Origin of the sequence: Peribacillus loiseleuriae (assembly GCF_001183985.1) — a bacterium.
Classification (GTDB): domain Bacteria; phylum Bacillota; class Bacilli; order Bacillales; family DSM-1321; genus Peribacillus; species Peribacillus loiseleuriae.
Map to the genome: position 1 here is coordinate 2,290,685 of NZ_LFZW01000001.1, position 18,959 is coordinate 2,309,643.

Consider the following 18,959-nt stretch of genomic DNA (forward strand, 5'->3'; position numbering starts at 1 on the left):
GCTATAGCTTGATAAGGGGGTGCTACGGCAGCCTTTTTCTTATTGAACAAACGGGGAAGATTAGTTGTATGTAAGAAAAATGCGAAAAAATTCAGAGTATTATAAATCATCTATGGAGGAAGTTTATGAAATTTGTATTTATATTTGGACCTCAAGCAGTTGGTAAAATGACAGTAGGGCAGGAATTAGAAAAGATATCTGATTTGAAACTGTTTCACAACCATATGACGATTGAATTACTTGAACCATTTTTCGGATTTAGTCCAGAAATGTGGAGAATATCAAATCTATTTAGGACGGAAATATTTAAGGCAGTAGCTGAGAGTGAAAAGGAAGGCTTGATATTTACCTATGGATGGGCATTTGACCAACAAGAGGATTGGGACTATGTAGACAGTCTCTGTGAAATTTTTAAATCCAAAGGTGCAAGTATTTATTTTGTTGAATTAGAATCTAATATTGACGAGAGACTGGAACGAAATAAAGTCCACACCGACTTGAACACAAACCAACAAAAAGAAACATTGATTGGTCAGAAAAGGAACTAAAGGAGACAATGAGAAAACACAGATTGAACTCTTGCGAGGGTGAAATAAAAAAGAAAATTACATAAAAATAAATAATACTAAATTAAGTGCTATAGAAGTAGCTGAAATAATTTCAGATAGATTTAATTTATAATCTTGCGAGTATGTTCATCAACTACCATGAAAATGAACTCCTGTAACTTCGAAAAAAGACAATACCGAAGAAGACCCTTCTCATTCGTTAAAAAAATGGAGAGAGCCACAAATAATTGAACTATAGCTTGGATTGACTGGACTAAGAACCAGTATTGACGGTTCCGAACATTTTCATTCTCTGTGGTGAAGCGCTGATTTTTGCGCTTCATGGATGGCTAACGGGTAGCTTTACTTGAATAAAGAGTAAGCCTTTTTTCTTATGGAAGTAACGGGTAGGATAGTTCAAAAACAAATTCATTTGTAACATAAATAAATATAACATCGTCTTTATAAGTGAAGGGGGAATTAAATTTGAAGTTTAAACAATTTACAATCCTGTTTATCGTTTCGTTATTGCTATCTGCTTGCAATACTGGTATAGAGCCAAAGGAATATTTAGGAGAAATATATAGTGTTGCATTAGACTCTATAATGGAACAGGATGAAGCGTTAAGCAGTGATATGGAATTTATAGCTATTGATATGAGTAATTTCGATGAAGTAAATGAAACTGGTAAAAAAGAAATTTTAAACTACTTCAAGGAAAAATATAAGGTTGAAGTTATGGATGCTACTTTTGAACAACTGAAAGAAATGGGATTATACAATCCAGATACAATGGCTTTGGATGGTGTACTTCTTAGAATAGCGAAAGTTGATTTTAAATTTAATAATAATATATTTTTTGAGGGTTCTAAGTATCGTTCAGGTGTAGGGGCGGTTGGAGTAGAAGTCACAGTTCATTATAAAGATGATAATTGGAAATCCAAAGAAGCCAAAATGACTTGGATTAGTTAATTGTTATTGTGCTAACGGGTAGCTTTACTTCAATAAGGCAGGTTGCTGAGGTAACCTTTTTCTTAATTTTCATATAAAGCTAAGGGAGCATAACGTGTGTCTTTTTCAGCAACTGCTAAACAATGGCTGACAGGCTCGATAAATCCCTGCTGTTGCTCTGCAATTTTTAAATCTAAAACCTCTTTTTTGTTCGAGTCTGTAATAGCTCGAACCTCAGTAAACATAATGTCAAAACTTTTCTTTCATTTGTATATATAACTTAAGGTATATAGTTACTATATAGTCAAGAGAGGAGACTTCGCATGTCTGAAAAATATTTGACAACAGGAAAGTTTGCAAAACTATGTAAGGTTAATAAGCAAACAGTAATCTATTACGATCAAATTGGCTTGCTAACGCCTACTTATCGCAATAAAAAAGGCTATCGTTTTTATTCATTCCGGCAGTTAGAATTATTCAATGTCATTCATCTATTAAAAGAACTTGGGATGTCTTTAGAGGAAATTCAAAGCTATATGGAAAAAAAGTCACCTGAATTATTTTATTCTTTAATGATAAAACAAAAGGAAAAAGTGCGCATGAAAAAGAGGGCATTAGACAATTTAGAAAAGATGATGGATGTGAAAATCAGTTTGCTAGAGGAGGCTGAAGAGACAGATTTCCATCAAATTAGCTTCCTATATTTTCCGGAAAATATTTTGTATTTAAGTCTAAATATAAAAGATATAACAGATGAAGAATTTGCAAAGGTAGTCACCCAATTCATCAATGAACTAAATGCGATGGGTCTAGATACAGGATTTCAAATCGGGGGCATGACCTTGCGTGAACAAGTATTAGAAGGTGAGTATACAAACTACAGCTATCTTTATATGGAGCAGCTAAAGCGAAAAAAAACCAGACGTACTTTGAAACAGCACCGGGAATGTATGCAATTGGCTATCATTTAGGAAAAGAAGAAAATATTCATCTAACTTATGAACGCCTATTTTCAGAAATTCAACGCAAGAATTATGAAATAGGGGACTATGTAATGGAAGAATATATTTATGATGGGGTCGTAAAAAATAACGAGGAGCACTACATTACGAAGATTAGGGTTCATTTGAAATAAAATATAAGAGAGATGCTTCTATAAAGATGTCGTTATCATAACAATTTATTATCGCAATCCACCATTCGGATACGTTTGAAACATGCGCCCTTATATACTGGATTTCGCCAATCGGTACAACTATCATTCGCTGGTTGGAGATAATGAAAGTGTCTATAAACGTGAAAATGGATCGCACCTTGGAAAGAGCAAGCTGTTGTGTTTTTCGATACTACCTTAAAAAGTTAATTTTATAAAGGATTCTATAAAAAAATACAGCAATTATTAGCTTTGATTAAATGAAATGTATACCCCTTCAGCACCCCATGAGTTTTCACATTCACTTGTGCATGTCGAGTGTGTCGCACATCTTCTATTAAAAGGGCAATTCTCTAATGAGTGACTGCCCTTTTGCTTGTATATGGTATCAATGGTTTTACGAGTTGGGGGAGCGAATCAATGTTACAAAATTTTAGTACACTTTCATCACTCTTCGAAGGAGATCCGGGCACTTTATTTAAAATTAGTCACGAGAAAGTGTGTTGCTTAGAAATTAGGTTAATAATCCTAGACGGAATCCAGCTGAAACAACTTGGGTACGATTTCTAGCTTTTAACTTTAACATAAGGCTACTTATGTAGTCTCTAATCGTATGCTCGCTTAGATGGAGGAACTCCCCCATTTTTTTATTATCGTATCCATCTGCTAGGAGAGTTAATACACTTATCTCGCGGTCAGTTAATTCGATATTATTACTTGGTAAAACATTATGATCGAAATTCTTTAGAAATAATCCTATTCTATTGCAAACTTCCTCTATAAGTTGTAAATCCTCTTGCGTACAATCAAACTCACTTCCCACCTGGTCTAAAGTCACCCAACCGAGAACTTCTTCGTAATGACATATTGGAGCAACAATTAGTGAAGATAGACTGAATAACTCAATTGTCTCACTTTTTACCGAATGTACAGGGTTTTTTATAAATATTGGCTTTCTTGTAATTAGCATGGTATGAAACAACTGATTCGGATATACGTATCCTTGTGTTTTTTGAACCTTCGATAATTCTTCACCAATAACACCTTTAAACTCACTTGACCAAGGAATATATGCATAGAACACGCATCTTTTGAAGTTAAGGAGCTCTTCGCATCCCTTTATAATTTTTATGAAGTCATTTCTCCCAGAGTAGCTTATGAGAACTTTATTGAGTTCATCTAGAACTTTAAATTTATTTAGTAAAGTTTTTTCATATTGTGCATTATTACTAGCGAAAACATTAAAACGAAACAGATAATTTCTGATTGTTTCTTCTTGTTCCTTTTCTAATGTTGTTTTTGGGTAAAGATAGATGCTAGTTTCACCAACTTTTAATAATAGTGAATGCTCAGATATCTCGTTTAATTGAGCATTGTTTATTTCTACAAGCGGATATAAAGAAATTCTTCGGATCGTTTCTTGTTCTGTTCTTCCCCAACCAAATATGACAGGGCTAGTTTTATTATGATGCTGAACAAGAACAAGTTGTTGAATCGGAAATAATTCTAAATATGAAAGTAACAAGCTCTGTGAAGAATGGGAATGAAAATCATCTAAAGTTGTAATAGCATTTTTCCAATTAGAAAATAGGTTAGAAACTTTCGAAGCAATAATAGGTAAGTAAAACATATACGAATATGCCTTTACGTCCGCTAAATTTTTTAATAAATTGGCAAAACCCTTCTCCAAAATAAGGTGGAATAGGTGTAAGTAATGATAATCCAAAATCATTGAATACGTTTGTATCCAATTAGTTAAAAGGGTATCTAAGTCGCTTTGAGCCTTATTTTCATTTGGTTCAGTTAATATTTGCAAAAATGAACTTGCGAGAAACTCAACTATAGATTGCTCTTCTTTGGATAGACTAGTTTCTAATCTTATTTGCACATTAATATTCATTTGAAGGGTGGTTTTATTTTTTTTTAGAAAGATTATAAATTCCTCAAATGATATATCGCTATAGGGAAATGAATCAGGTCGCACTTATTATAGTCTCTCCTTTTATGAATAAATTACCTATATATTGAGGGGGGGAAATAAGGAATAACCCTTAATTTATAGGATAGTTCTAGCTGGCTGTGACATTGTAAAATAATAAATGTGAACAATATGTGACTACTTTCGATTCACGGAATCACTCTTGGGTAAAATTTTATTAATTAAAGACGTTGGGTCTAGTGGTTTTGTATATTAAAAATATGAAGACCCCTCTATTTCTGTATAAGAAATATCACATCTTCATTAGCATGTAGGAGAGATGCGCTATTTCATTATACCGCAACACGCTTTGACATGTGAAAAATATGCAATGGAACCCAATCGAAATATTGAAAAAACTTTTATCAAACGACCGTAATGAAGGAAATTGGAGTGAATTCGTATTCTAATAGAAAGATTTGTTACTATTTTTTCCAATATGAGGTTAACTTCATGAATAAAGCTTTTAGGGAGATGAACATCTAGATGGGCAAGTCATTAGCTTTGAGCAAAAAAAATAGCTGGGTTCTTTGGGGGATTATTGCTTTTTTGTTTTTTGGAAATTTAATTAATTTCTCTGGAAAAAATATAATCGGCCTTTCAGCGGATTTAATTATGAATGATCTTGGTTTGAATGCTAACCAATGGGGCTTAGTAGGAAGTGCTTATTATTGGTTGTTTCCAATTGCTGGGATTGTTGGTGCTGCACTTTCTGATCGGTTTGGAACGAAAAAAATACTTTCCATTCTTATACTATCGTGGGGCATCATACAATTTGGGGCTCTAGCAATTAATGGATTTAGTGCGCTGATCCTATATAGAGTCCTATTAGGAATCTTTCAAGGTCCGTTTGGTCCAGTTGCAATGAGTCATATCAATAAGTGGTTCCCTGCTGAAAAACGCGGAGTCGCAAGCTCTTTATTTACTTTAGGAGCCACAGCAGGAGGGTTAGTTTTAGCGCCTGTAATCATTGGGCTTACAACATTTGGCTGGAAAGTTGCTTTTGCCATATTTGGAGGAATAAGTGTAATTTGGGTTCTCCTATTTATATTTACTACAAAAGAAAGCCCTTCTAGTATAGAACAAAAAGCAGCAACAAAACATGCGGTTGAAAGTAGTATTCAAAAGAAAAGTGGTAAAGAAGTAGTGAAGGCAATTTTTTCACCAACTTCAATTTTTACATTATTTCTGGCCTTCTCTTCTTTTATATTTGTCGTATGGACGGCAATCTGGATGCCGAACTATTTAACTAAAGTAGCGGGTCTGACTTCTAGTCAGATGGGAGTTTCTGTTTCAATAATTGGAATAAGTTCCGCTGCAATAATTTTTCTAGTGTCGATGGTTTCTGACAAAGTGCTAGCAAAAACACAAAATTGGCGTACATCCCGTGTATTAGTGACGGGTGTATCAGCTGTTATTGGCAGTCTGATGCTTGCTTCTGCAGTGTTTATACAAAACCCTGTTTGGAATGTCATTGCATTTGGTACAGCTTATGGTTTAACGGGTGCAAACTTTGCAATTGGTCCACAAATCATGATGAGGCTAGTACCGGAGCGAAGTGGGCTTATGGCAAGTATTTTAATGTCATTTCAAATGTAGGTGGAATGATAGCTCCTGTAGCTACTGGATTTCTTATTGGTTTATCAAAAGATAATGTTATTCAAGGATATAATAATTCCATTTTAGTAGTGTCAGGTACAATCCTATTATGTTCAATATTATTCTTGTTGTTTGTTAAACCGGATGTAAAAAAGCTTGCTTAATTATATTTTTTGATAAAGACATTTAATTAAAGAGAGGAAGAGTTTATTATGAGATTACAAAACAAAGTTGCAATTATTACTGGTGGAGGAACTGGAATTGGTAAGGAGACAGCATTAAAATTTGCAAAAGAAGGTGCAAAGGTAGTCGTTACTGATATTAATAAAGAGGCGGCTATGAACACTGCTCAAGAGATTCAAGCAATGGGTGCTGAAGCCATTTTCGTACAACATAACGTAAGCAGTGAAGACGATTGGAAAAAGGTTGTTAGTGAAACAAGAAGCCATTTCGATAAAATCGATGTATTATTTAATAATGCAGGAATCTATATCATCAAACCTCTTACTGAAATAGAATTAGATGAATGGAATCTCTTAATGTCTATAAATGTAACAGGAGTATTCCTTGGTATGAAACACGTGATACCTGTTATGGCAGAACAAAATAAAGGCTCTATAATTAATGCTTCATCAATTGCTGGTTTATTTGGAGCTCCTGGACATGCTCTTTACGGAGCAAGTAAAGGTGCTGTACGCATCATGACAAAAGATGCTGCTATTGAATTTGCTCGCCAAGGTGTGCGTGTAAACTCTATTCATCCAGGATTTATTGAAACTGCAATGACAGACTATGCTTCAGAAGCAACTGGACGTACAACAGAAGAATTAAATAACGCATATCCACTTGGAAGAATGGGTAATACCGAAGAAGTTGCACATACAGTTGTATTCCTTGCATCTGATGAATCTTCTTTCACAACGGGGACAGAGTTCGTTATTGATGGTGGAGCTACTGCAAGATAATTCAGGGTTTTTTCCTGAATAACATATCCTTTTATAGCCAAAGAAACAAGCACTCCTGTTAGTGCTTGTTTTTTTATTTTGGGATGTTAGAGAATATTACGATAAGCCATTAGAAGTTGATGCAATGTTAGTAATCAAAATTCTAAAAGGTGAATTTGCTATTTTGTTATTTTCCTAAAGCAACTATTTATATTAAGAATCCGTGAACTAATGATGGACGACAAAATCGACTTGGGGATGAAGGATTTAAAAACATACTAGGTAAGTAATTGATCATCTTAATAACTTAAAAAAGGGATAATATCTGGATAAAGTAGCAAATAAAAATTGTTTGTACATAGGTGCTCTCTATTTAACTACCCATAATTGTGATTAGTTATATAATTATTTTATGTATTTTACTAATAAGCAACTAGAGATTGTAATGAATTTTTAGAATGAAATTTCGCTGTTATAACTGTTACGGTGAACCGTATCATAAGTAAGTGCGGTTTATTGTCATCAATTAATTTATAATAGTGTTGAAATTTATATGGAATATTTCATATGCCTTTTTTATTATATTTACCGTTAAATTTCACTATACCGACGCATAATGTTTAGTACATTATGCGTATTTTCTCGAATTTATATTTTGTTTATATTTGCGATATATAGAGTTTAGAACTGAGCTTCATAATAAAGGATAAGCAAATAATAAAGGAGAGAAAATATTATGAAGAAAAATTTGAAATTCGCAGCACTAGCTATTTTCAGCTCAATGACATTATTAGCCGCATGCGGTGAAACAACAAAAAATGAGGCGAACAATTCAACCTTGCAAAATCAACAGGCGGAAGTTAAAAAAGATGAGCAACAGCTTACAAAGGGCCAAGAAATGGCGAATGTATTAAGCAGTACAAATTGGCACGGTACTCGTGTTTACGATAAAGATAAAAATGATTTAACTAAGGAAAATGCTGGATTTATCGGTTTAGCAAAATATGATTCAGAGACAGGTCGATATGAATTTTTTGACGCGAAAACAGGCAAGACACGTGGCGATGAGGGGACATTCTTTATGTCGAATGATGGTACGAAGCGTATTTTAATTTCAGATACGATGAAATATCAAGCCGTTGTCGAAATAACTGAATTAGATGAGGATATTTTCACTTACAAACGTACGGGTGAAGATGCGGATGGAAAAGATGTAGAAGTGTTTGTAGAGCATATACCATATGATGAACATGATTTAGCCTTCACAAATCCGCCTCAAAAGTTTACTACTTCTACAGGAAATATTAATACTAATGTAAAAGGGGATAAAATTCTTAGTAAAACATTATGGCAAGGTACAAAGGCAATTGATGAAAAAGGCAATGATGTCACAAAGTATAACGAGAATTTTTTGAGTGTTGCAAAGTTTGAAGAAGGCACGAATCAATACGAATTTTTTACAATAGGAACGGGAGAGAGTCGTGGGGATTATGGTTACTTTGATGTAATTCATGACAATAAAATTCGGGCACATGTATCAATAGGCGATAATAAATACGGTGCAACGTTGGAACTTACTGAATTAAACGATGACAAGTTTACTTATAAACGTGTCGGGAAGGCATCTGATGGCAAGGATATTACAATCTTTGTAGAGCATGAACCATATAAGGGAGATTTAAATCCATCATTCAGCTTTTAAGTATTTATAAAAAGTCTATTACTTGCTAAAGTAAGAAATTTCCTTTATAAATTGTGGAAAGGAGATTAATATGACAATCAAAAATAGATTTTTAACTTCATATATTGGTGGTATCGTCATTGCGAGTGTTTCCATTCTCACAATTTTATGCATTGCTTTTTATGTGACGACAGGGTCCGTCCCGACACCTAAAACATTGTATCAATCTTTTACGAAGCAACGCTCCTTGAGTCCAGAAGAGGAGCTTGCTTACGTAGAGTTACGTAATATTGCGAAGACAAATCCAGAGAAGCTTCTAGCAGAAGATATGCAAAAGAATTTGCAACAAATAGATCAGAGGTCACTGGGAGTTGTTATTCGCCAAGATAATGAAATTTTGTATCATTCGAAGGAATTAGTAGAAGAGTCACTTATCGTGCATTTTCCAAGTTTTAATACGAATAATATTGAAACTAAAGGTACGATTGATAATGCGGGTAGACTGTATCGTTACATTAAGTTTGATTTTTATTATAGCGACAAGTCGAAGGGAAGCGTCCTCGTGCTGAAAAAGGAAAATAGTTTTTTAGATTTCCTTACAAAATGGGGAATAATAATTATTATCATTATACTTCTTGCATCCATCGCAGCAATGCTCTTTTTAAATCAACTTTTACGTAAGACAATTATTAAGCCTTTAGAAAATTTAGGGCAGGTTATGTCTGAAATGCGAGATGGAGATTTAATGATCGAGTCACCTGCTATACCTACTAATACAGCAAGGGAAGTACATGAGCTGACAGCTAATTTTCAGAGTATGCGAGCAGCACTTTTAGTTTCTATTCAGGAGCAGCAAAATCTTGAAAATAACCGTAAGGAATTAATAGCAAGTATTTCTCATGATTTAAAAACACCTATCACATCTATTATTGGGTATGTTGAAGGATTACAGGATGGAGTTGCCGAAACACCTGAAAAGCAGGAAAAATATTTGAAGACTATTCATTCTAAATCGCTCGCATTGAATAAATTAATTGAAGAACTCTTCCTTTATTCTAAGCTTGATGCAGAGGCTGTTCCTTTCTATTTTGAACGTTTAAAGCTTGCAAAGTTCCTTTCACATATGGTGGAGGAATTTCAGTTATACAATCGAGAAATTCAGTTTGTGTTGAATGTAGCTGAGGATGTGTACGTTTATATTGATCGTATGCAGATGAATCGAGCTATTACTAATTTAATAGAAAATAGTATGAAGTTTAAAAAGACAATTGAACCATTGTGTATGATAGTAGAAGTAGTAGTTGTTGATCATATAGTTGAAATTGTTGTGAAGGATAACGGACAAGGAATTTCGGAGCTGCAACTCCCATACGTATTCGACCATTTTTATCGTGGTGAAGAAGCGCGTACATCGACGACGGGTGGTAGCGGCTTAGGACTTGCAATTGTGAAGCAAATCGTCGAAAAGCATAATGGTCACGTGAAAATTCAAAGTAAGCTACATTATGGTACGACGGTGACAATAATAATGGAAAAGGCTTAAAGGAAGTGTCAATGAAATGGTGCCATCGCGTATATTAATCATTGAAGATGATATTAGCATTGCAGAATTACAGAGAGATTATTTAGAAATCCATCAAATAGAGGCAGAAATTGTAACGGACGGTTTTGAGGGGATGAATCGAGCATTAAATGAGCCTTTTGATTTAATTGTCATTGATTTAATGCTCCCTTCAATGAACGGTTTTGAAATTTGTCGACACATCCGTGAAAAGAAAAATATTCCATTGATAATTGTATCTGCAAAAAAAGAAGATATCGATAAGATAAGAGGGCTTGGCTTAGGTGCAGATGATTATATGACGAAACCATTTAGTCCGAGTGAGTTCGTCGCGCGTGTACAAGCTCATATTAAACGTTATAAGCAGTTAACAGGTACTGGACAAACACAGGATAGTTTAGAGATGAAAAACATTATAGTTGATAAAGCTGCACGGAGAGTATTCGTTTTAGGTCAGGAAGTTATTTTTACGACGAAGGAATTTGATCTACTCGTGTTCTTTATGGAGCGTCCGAATCGCGTTTGGACAAAGGAGCAGCTTTTCCGTCAATTATGGTATATGGATGATTTAAATGGGGATGTCTTTACGGTTGTTGTTCATGTAGGACGCATTCGAGATAAATTAAAAAAGGGTAAATTATCAGAGCTGCCAATTGAGACAATTTGGGGCAGTGGATATCGCTTTAATAGTTGAAAATCTTCCTGAGAAAGGAAGGTTTTACATGAAACATTTTATAGGTATTGTCGTAAGCGTATTATTAATACTAACAGGATGTAATGAGGATGGGGGAAAGTATATGAAGCAACAGTCAGGTGATCTTATTCAAGCAGTTGAAAACAATGATTTAGAAAAAGTGCAAGGAATTTTACAGGATACGTCTTATCCAATTAATGAAACGAATGATAAAGAGGAAACGCCTCTATTAATTGCTACACATGAAAATTATATCGAGGTGGCGAAACTATTAATTGAAGCGGGAGCAGACATTAATCAACAAGATAGTATTCAGGATAGCGCCTATCTGTATGCAGGTGCGCAAGGAAAAACAGAGATTTTAAAGTATATGATTGAGCATGCGGAGCCAAATCAAAATATTGTTAATCGCTATGGTGGCAATGCTTTAATTCCAGCTGCTGAAAAAGGACATTTAGACAACGTAAAGCTACTTTTAGTAGATGGTAAAGTAAATATTGATCATCAAAATAAATTTGGCTATACGGCATTAATTGAAGCAGTAGCATTACGTGACGGTTCAGAGGTGTATCAGCAAATTGTACAGGAATTATTAGCATATAATGCGGAAAAAGAACTTCGTGATGAATCGGGTAAGACAGCACTTGATTATGCCAAGGAGAAGGGCTATACAAAAATGATTAAAATGTTAGAAGAATAGTAGTAAAACGGATATAACGATTAGGTATATCCGTTTTTTTATGTAAATTAACGATTGGGCTTTTTTCATTTATATGATGATTGCGGCTGTGAAATGATGAGTGTAAATGAGGTTTATCATTATGAACTTATCACTCACTTCAAAGAGTGGAAATCTCAATCAAAATAATTAAAAGATATTTGTTAGACGAGTTTTCAATAAAATCGCACTTAGATTTTCGGAGAACCATATCATAAGTAGTGGTAAAACAGAGAATGGAAAAAGTTGTTAATAAAGAGTGGCTAGAAAAGATATAGAAAAAGACAGGTTACCCTGTCTTTTTTTATGAATAAGCGGAAAGTATACGTTTTTGAACAATGTCTAGCTCCAGCGCCCAGCCACTCGAGTCACTACTCCTCCTCTTACGAAGGAAAAAAAACGCCTTCTTGTCGGGGCTAAGCAGGCGCTTGCGCTTTTTATGTAGGGATTTATAGAAGGATTTTAAACGTTAATACCGAAATACATATATAGTATGGAACAATATCTTTAGGAGCTGAAAATTTTGGATGAAAATAAAGAAGAATTATAAATTCACTTTGAACATTCCATCGATTTTGTGAAAAAATTAGTAGATACATCAGAAGAACATTGGAGAACACCTATTGCAAAAGATAAATGGACAGTTGCAGAAATAATTGGTCATTTAACACCATAGGATAAATTCCTATTGAATGACCGACTATCATACTTATTTAAGGATGCGCCATTGCCAAAAGCACCAAACGAAGAGGAGTAAAAAAGAAACGATTACAAATTTTATGAACATAGGGAGAAAGGTAATAATTGCTGTTCATAATATAGAGGATGAATTGTGGGATAAAGAGCTAAGGATTGGCAGCAGTACACTTCTATTTTTATGAATATTTGAAAAAATGTGAATCATGATTTACATCATTTTGAACAGATTAATGGAGTGATTCGTACACAATCATTTATGTAATAATAAATAAGTAAAAGAAATAACGAATAGGGAAAAGGGGATTGAAAATGGATGTGAGATACCCAATTGGGAAACTACAAGTTCCTGAAAAAGTAACATTAGAAAATATTCAAGAATGGCTAAAGGAAATCGAAACTTACACGATTCGATTAAGAGAAACTGTTGACTCATTAAGTGATGAGGAATTAAGCAGAACTTATCGTGAAGGTAGCTGGACAGTTCGTCAACTTGTTCATCACATTGCAGATTCTCAGTTGAACATGTATCAACGTTTGAAGCTGGCTTTAACAGATGAGAATCCAACAGTACCAGCTTTTGATGAAGAAAAGTGGGCTATTCAACCGGATACAAAGCTTCCTGTAGAAAGTTCTATTAAAATGTTAGAAGGTATAAATGAGCGCATCGCATCTTTAGGACATAGTTTAACTGAAGAGCAATTAGATCGAGCTTTTACTCACCAGATAAACGGTAAAATAACAGTTGCAACAAAAGTTGCAAAATTAGCTTGGCACGAAGAGCATCACTTAGCCCATATAAAAATCGCATTATCAAAATAATACAATATGTATAGAAGTGGCTTATCGGACCTCGATAAGCCACTTTTAAAATTAAAATAAGGAATAATTACAGAAGTCTTATTCAACTAAAGGGCGCGATTGTTGAATAAGCTTCACTTTTCTTCTTCAACTACCATGAAAATAAACTCCTGTAACTTCGAAAAAGACAATACCGAAGAAGACCCTTCTCATTCGTTAAAAAAAATGGAGAGAGCCACAAATAATTGAACTCAAGAAGCATATTAATATACATATCCAAACTTAAAGAAAGGCTATGATATAAGGTTTTCTGAAAATGGATTTGAGCTGCGGCAGCCATCAATTTTTCTGCCGGACTGTTTGCCCATTGTTGCGAACGACTTTTACATAACTCTTTTATTTTATTAGCGATTGTTTTTTAGCCAGCTTCCAAGACCTTTTCTGAAGTAGGAAATGCTTGTAAAGTCAGTAAAGAAACATCCGAATATAAGGCTCCAAAAACAATATTCAGGAAACACTTGATCCAGAACTGCCTGAAATTGCAGCTTGATTTGTACAAACATGCCTGTAATATTTTCATGTTGTCTCGTAAGGTTACGTAGGTTTAAGAGTTGTATACCTCGCTGTTTATAAGGCTCTAAGTCCTCTTTATAATACAGTTCGCGTCAATGACATCTGTCTTTACCTTGCGTAAACTAGAACTCTTCGCTCGATACGATAGGAGAGGATTCACGATAATCAATAAATACCCGCTGGCCTCAAAATACTGAACAATTGGTGTGTGATAATGTCCAGTGGACTCTAATACAGTGGGAGGCTGTTCGCCTGATACATCTTCTACTTCTCTAATAAAATCTAAAAGACTAGCTAACCCTTCAAGAGTATGTGCTACTTTAAAACTCTTTTTGTACGGCTGCTTTTTATCCAAGAATGCTTGAACCTGACTTTCGCCTTTTGCCACATCCAGACCTATGACTGGATTCATCATTTATCTCCTCTTGAAATTCTATTAACCGGTAACCCCTATTCCTCCGTGTAGTATCATTGCTTCGCTTGTTATACAAGATCATTGTCCCAACCAGCCTCAATCATGTTTCTACAAGTAGGGGCGAACTGTTTAATGGACGGGATCGAGTCCCAAGGGTGCTTACGATCTACCCCGGCTATCGTAATCATATATCGATATAAAAAATGGTCAACCAGAAACAATTTCTGGCTGACCTTATAATACGAAGGGCGCTTTAATGAAGTAGCTAAAGTCTAATTTCTCACTTGCAACACCGAGAAATCAGGCTTTTTTATTTGGATTTCCTTAACATTCTAAATCGCATTATCCTGACTCTATCCCTAAATAGCTTTTTACTTATTTTGATCTTTCCTCGATCCCCATTTTTCTATTTATATATAAAAGTACCCTATAAGGTGTGGCTTTAAAACAAAGTTTGATAATTTGTAAAAAAATTTGATCAAAATCCTGTGTTGCAGAATTTTTTCTTGTTCAGCAATCAGACCAGTTAGTCGTGTAACGGAAACCCAACTTCTATCGAATTTGATTGTACACTTTATTTAAATAGAATAGATATCGATCATATGAAATCGAACTTTTGTTATGGTTTATTACGACATGTTGAATTTTATTAGCCGTATAACCACGTGGCAGCATCGCTAATTTCGCCAAATGTTTAAAAGATGGCCTTATGACTAAATTCATCAGATAGGCTAATCGAGTACTCCCTGGTTTTCTCCGTTTATTCAAAGCTTGAAACATTTGTTCAGCTGTCCTGATTCCTAATCCATGTCCAAAATATGTACCATCTCCAAGATCAACGGCATTTTCTCCTCGCCACCAGAAGGTTTCTGGATCAAAGTCTGGATTATTAAAATAAACAACATCTCCAGGTAAGTAATGATCCGTATGAATGGATTGTATACCGAGATCAGGATCTACATGCCAACTGTATAAATAGAGGTTTTGGAATAATTCATTAAATAAATGTTCATCCATACTATTTAGAACGGCGTGGTAATAGATAATCACTGTTGCAGTGGCACATTCAAACATATATAGTGAACTGTTCTTGTAAATGTCTTGTATCGCATCAGATGGTATTACATCATGCCTAAGCTGGAATCCACCGGTATTTGTCAAATGCCAGTATTGAGGATTACAACGAGAGTTTGCTAAGATTTCAAACTGCGCATCACCCTGGTTCATAGCTTTTGCACTTGCAATGATGCTTTTTCGTAACTTGAGTTCAAACGATAATTCCTCGATGGATTGATACGGATAAACGATCTTATCTTCCTGCATTCGTTGAATAATTACACTTTCAATACTATCAGACGGCAACATGCTGCTTTGTTGAAAATGCATCCCCGATATTTGGATCATCCTATCCCTCATCTCAAGCTTAAGTATCATTGTATTATTACCTGGTGTATTTAAACAAAAAAACAATCTGTCTATTTTTAATTTTGGGTATCGCCGTGGTTGAGAACCCTGATCATTACATATGTTAAGAATGCAGAAAAAAGAATGAAATTTTTCTTGTTCTACAAATGTTAATTGACATTAAAGTCGTTTAGATACAAATAAAGTCATTTAAAAATTCTCATTATGTAATTTCACACTCGGGCGCGATTGTGGAGCAACACTGGCAGAAAATGATCAAACTTTTTTATAAAACCGAAACTTAAATTTGATAGATAAGAATTCATTTTGATCAAACTTTATTTTAAAGCAACATCTTAAACGGTTCGCCGTGTTTTCCAACTGAAAGATAATTTATAAGAATGGTAACGAAATTACAGTTACTGGGTCTTAATGTGTATACGTTGTCACTAATTGGGAAAAATACATTGTGAAGCAAGGGAGGTTAGAGAATGAAGAAAATGGAGAAGTGGAAAAAAATACAAAAAAATAAAAAGATAGATTCTCTACCTTCTCATATTAACAAAGATATGTTGAGCTCAGAAATTTCAACAAACGAGAAAGTGTTAAAAGAAAGTTTTCAAAACTGTTCTGATTTTGTCATACGACCAATTTATATATCCGGAGAAACTAAAATCTTTGTGATATATGTGGATGGATTAAGTGATGCAAAGACGCTTGACGAAGTATTTTTAAAACCAATGATGTTTGAAGGACTTCCGGAAGGAATGGGTGAAGTTCGTCAAATTGGACAAATTTTGAAGCAACACCTTGTCGCGATCTCTCAAGTTACCACTGTTTCGAAAATGAGTGAACTTGTTGATGGTGTGTTGAAGGCAAATGTCGGGATAATAGTTGATGGAGAAACAGATGCTTTACTGGCAGACTTGAAAGGATACGAAAAACGAGGTATTGAAGAACCATCGACCGAAGTCGTTATTCGTGGGCCGAGAGATGGATTTATTGAAAATTTAAGAACTAATACAAGTCTTTTACGTAGAAGGATAAGGAGTACAAGCCTAAAAACGGAACCAATCACGATCGGTGAATTCTCACAGACTGATGTAATAATTGCTTATATTGATGGTATTGTTCAGGATTCCATTTTGGATGAAGTTCGTACGAGATTAAAGAGAATACAAATAGATGGGGTGCTGGAGTCGGAGTATATTGAGGAATTTATTGAAGATAATCCTTATTCTCCATTCCCACAAATCCAAAATACCGAAAGACCAGATATTGTAGCAGCGAGCTTGTTGGAAGGGAAAGTTGCCATACTCGTGGATAATACCCCATTTGCCTTGGTGCTACCGATGACATTTTGGAGTGGGTTCCAAGCTGCGGGGGATTATTATGAACGGTTTATGTATGCGACTTTCATAAGGATTATTCGTTTTATATTATTAAGTGTATCCATATTTTTTCCATCAATCTATGTTGCCCTAACCACATATCATCCAAAACTCATTCCTACCAGTCTACTTATCAGCATTGCTGCTTCCCGTGAATCTGTTCCGTTTCCAGCCGTAATTGAAGTACTTCTCATGGAATTTATGTTTGACGGTCTTCGCGAAGCAGGCATTAGGTTACCCAAACCCGTTGGTTCAGCTGTCAGTATTGTGGGAGCGCTCGTTATCGGTCAGGCCGCTGTACAAGCCGGAATTGTTTCTGCCCCGATGGTGATTGTTGTAGCCACAACTGGTATAGCTTCGTTTGGCATACCACGCTATAGTTTCGGAAATGCTTTTCAAATGATTCGATACGTCATGCTGATTCTAGCAGGGTGTCTTGGCTTTTACGGAATTGTCATAGGTTTTATTGCTCTTACTATTCACCTTGTCAATCTTCGGTCGTATGGTGTTCCTTATTTCAGTCCGGTTGCTCCACTCATTCCAAGAGATTTAAAGGATATCGTGATAAGGGCACCTAGATGGGCATTCAATTATCGTCGTGAATTTTTTTCTGGTCGAAATAAAAAGCGCATTCCAAAAGGACAAAAACCTAGTCCAAAACAGGGGGAGGAATAGTAAATGAATAGACGACTGATTTGTTTTGTAATCTACTCTTCCCTTTTGTTCACATCAGGTTGTTGGGATCGGGTTGAGATAAATAATCGTGCCATTTGGATAGCAACAGGATTGGACGCTATAGAAAAAGAGGGCATTCAATTGAGCGGACAAATAATAATTCCCTCCAGTATGAATCCCCAAAATGGGGGAGGAGGTAATGGAGAAAAAAATTTTTTTTTAATTTCAGCCATAGGGGAAAATGTAACCGATGCAACACAGAATATACAGATGAAACTTTCAAGGAAAGCATTTTATGGACAACGTAGGGTTCTTTTAATTGGGGAAAAATTTGCGAAACTAGGCCTCAAAAATCAGCTTGACTTTACTATCAAGGACCCGAATGCCAGCTTGCGGACCGATGCATTTGTTGTGAAAAAAGGTACAGCAATAGACATGCTCAACCTATCCTACCCATTAGAAAATATTCCTGCTGATGCGCCATTAAAGGAACACTTTCAAGCTGGGGGGACGAATGATACTTCATATTTACATTTCCTCAAAGCAGCGAACAGTAAGGGTATACGTCCAAACCTACCTGCGATTGAAATTGGGAATTTTCAAGATGGTGAAGGCGTAGGTAAAAAAGGTGAAAAGTCCTACCAGTTGACAGGAACTGCCGTTTTTGATCAAGATCTTAAATTGTGTGGGTATTTAAACATGGATGAATATAGAGACCAGCTTTGGATCATGGAGATCCTGAAGAAACGTTCGCTTACTATTCTAATAGAGGATGGCAATGTCAGTTTGGATTTAGACAAAATGGGAAGCAAAGTCATACCAGAAATCAGCAGAAATAAAAAAATAAAATTTACCATTGCATTGACTGGAGAAGGAGCTGTGATCGAAAATAATACAAATTTAGACTTAACGCAACCCAAAAACCTTGAGTTCATACAAAACGAATTTAATAAACAATATAAAAAGCAAGTTGTTCATACCATTACAAAAGTTCAAACGGAATACGGAACAGATATTTTTGGGTTTGGTGAGGTAATTCATAAACAGATACCGCACCAGTGGAGAGATTTAATGAATGATTGGGACAAAAAATTTTCAGATGCTGATGTCACTGTGAAAGTAAACTTGACCATTCGACGTGTAGGATTGTCAGGTCCAACCTTAAGAAAGTGAGATC

At 35.1% G+C, this 18,959-nt stretch carries 16 protein-coding genes and 2 pseudogenes; 14 read left to right on the forward strand and 4 right to left on the reverse strand.

Annotated elements, in window-relative coordinates:
- Window positions 1-125 precede the first annotated feature (125 nt).
- Together AC625_RS10715 and AC625_RS10720 are read left to right on the forward strand one after the other, a co-directional pair.
- Window positions 126-681, forward strand: a pseudogene (locus AC625_RS10715) (DEAD/DEAH box helicase family protein).
- A 353-nt stretch (window positions 682-1,034) separates the two neighbouring features.
- Entirely contained in the window at window positions 1,035-1,520 is a 486-nt protein-coding gene (locus AC625_RS10720; protein ID WP_049681288.1) for a hypothetical protein, read from the forward strand.
- Between the two features lie 62 nt (window positions 1,521-1,582).
- Here AC625_RS10720 and AC625_RS26685 read toward each other — a convergent pair whose 3' ends face one another.
- Entirely contained in the window at window positions 1,583-1,744 is a 162-nt protein-coding gene (locus AC625_RS26685; protein WP_049683682.1) for a hypothetical protein, read from the reverse strand.
- 78 nt (window positions 1,745-1,822) lie between these two features.
- On the opposite strand from AC625_RS26685, the gene AC625_RS10730 reads away from it, so the two are divergent.
- Together AC625_RS10730 and AC625_RS28350 are read left to right on the forward strand one after the other, a co-directional pair.
- On the forward strand, window positions 1,823-2,470 hold the full coding sequence (locus AC625_RS10730; protein ID WP_342670988.1) for a MerR family transcriptional regulator: 648 nt from the start codon (window positions 1,823-1,825) through the stop codon (window positions 2,468-2,470).
- Entirely contained in the window at window positions 2,446-2,634 is a 189-nt protein-coding gene (locus AC625_RS28350; RefSeq protein WP_342670989.1) for a GyrI-like domain-containing protein, read from the forward strand. The genes AC625_RS10730 and AC625_RS28350 overlap by 25 nt, the downstream gene beginning before the upstream one ends.
- A 532-nt stretch (window positions 2,635-3,166) precedes the next feature.
- Here AC625_RS28350 and AC625_RS25100 read toward each other — a convergent pair.
- Complete coding sequence (locus tag AC625_RS25100; RefSeq protein ID WP_053178064.1) at window positions 3,167-4,636, reverse strand: LuxR C-terminal-related transcriptional regulator; 1,470 nt, start codon at window positions 4,634-4,636, stop codon at window positions 3,167-3,169.
- A gap of 480 nt (window positions 4,637-5,116) precedes the next feature.
- Here AC625_RS25100 and AC625_RS10740 point away from each other — a divergent pair, with 480 nt between their 5' ends.
- The 8 genes from AC625_RS10740 (at window position 5,117) to AC625_RS10770 (ending at window position 13,345) form a co-directional block, all read left to right on the forward strand.
- A complete protein-coding gene (locus AC625_RS10740) occupies window positions 5,117-6,229 on the forward strand; it encodes an MFS transporter (RefSeq protein ID WP_049681289.1) in 1,113 nt (370 codons plus the stop codon).
- 5 nt (window positions 6,230-6,234) lie between these two features.
- Window positions 6,235-6,393 carry a hypothetical protein gene (locus AC625_RS26690; RefSeq protein ID WP_156187501.1) on the forward strand — a complete coding sequence of 53 codons (159 nt, stop codon included), beginning with the start codon at window positions 6,235-6,237 and terminating at the stop codon, window positions 6,391-6,393.
- Between the two features lie 48 nt (window positions 6,394-6,441).
- Entirely contained in the window at window positions 6,442-7,194 is a 753-nt protein-coding gene (locus tag AC625_RS10745) for an SDR family NAD(P)-dependent oxidoreductase (RefSeq protein ID WP_049681290.1), read from the forward strand.
- Between the two features lie 715 nt (window positions 7,195-7,909).
- Window positions 7,910-8,875, forward strand: coding sequence for a DUF4822 domain-containing protein (locus AC625_RS10750; protein WP_049681291.1), 966 nt, complete (start codon window positions 7,910-7,912; stop codon window positions 8,873-8,875).
- A gap of 70 nt (window positions 8,876-8,945) precedes the next feature.
- The gene (locus tag AC625_RS10755; RefSeq protein ID WP_049681292.1) at window positions 8,946-10,397 is read left to right on the forward strand and encodes a sensor histidine kinase; all 1,452 of its coding nucleotides are present in this window, start codon (window positions 8,946-8,948) and stop codon (window positions 10,395-10,397) included.
- Window positions 10,398-10,413: 16 nt separating this feature from the next.
- A complete protein-coding gene (locus AC625_RS10760) occupies window positions 10,414-11,109 on the forward strand; it encodes a response regulator transcription factor (RefSeq protein WP_049681293.1) in 696 nt (231 codons plus the stop codon).
- 28 nt (window positions 11,110-11,137) lie between these two features.
- Window positions 11,138-11,809, forward strand: a complete 672-nt coding sequence (locus AC625_RS10765; protein WP_049681294.1) for an ankyrin repeat domain-containing protein — start codon at window positions 11,138-11,140, stop codon at window positions 11,807-11,809.
- Between the two features lie 1,026 nt (window positions 11,810-12,835).
- Complete coding sequence (locus AC625_RS10770; RefSeq protein ID WP_049681295.1) at window positions 12,836-13,345, forward strand: YfiT family bacillithiol transferase; 510 nt, start codon at window positions 12,836-12,838, stop codon at window positions 13,343-13,345.
- 226 nt (window positions 13,346-13,571) lie between these two features.
- Here the strand turns inward: AC625_RS10770 and AC625_RS27720 are convergent.
- Both AC625_RS27720 and AC625_RS10780 read right to left on the reverse strand, forming a co-directional pair.
- Window positions 13,572-14,309, reverse strand: a pseudogene (locus tag AC625_RS27720) (IS110 family transposase); the annotation flags it as partial.
- Window positions 14,310-14,864: 555 nt separating this feature from the next.
- Window positions 14,865-15,716 (reverse strand): protein-glutamine gamma-glutamyltransferase, encoded by an 852-nt coding sequence (locus AC625_RS10780; RefSeq protein WP_049681296.1) that lies wholly within the window; start codon window positions 15,714-15,716, stop codon window positions 14,865-14,867.
- A 491-nt stretch (window positions 15,717-16,207) separates the two neighbouring features.
- Between AC625_RS10780 and AC625_RS10785 the strand changes: the two genes are divergently transcribed.
- Window positions 16,208-17,782, forward strand: a complete 1,575-nt coding sequence (locus AC625_RS10785) for a spore germination protein (RefSeq protein WP_049681297.1) — start codon at window positions 16,208-16,210, stop codon at window positions 17,780-17,782.
- 3 nt (window positions 17,783-17,785) lie between these two features.
- Window positions 17,786-18,955: a Ger(x)C family spore germination protein gene (locus tag AC625_RS10790; RefSeq protein WP_049681298.1), complete on the forward strand. Its 1,170-nt coding sequence runs from the start codon at window positions 17,786-17,788 to the stop codon at window positions 18,953-18,955.
- The last annotated feature ends 4 nt before the right edge of the window (window positions 18,956-18,959 follow it).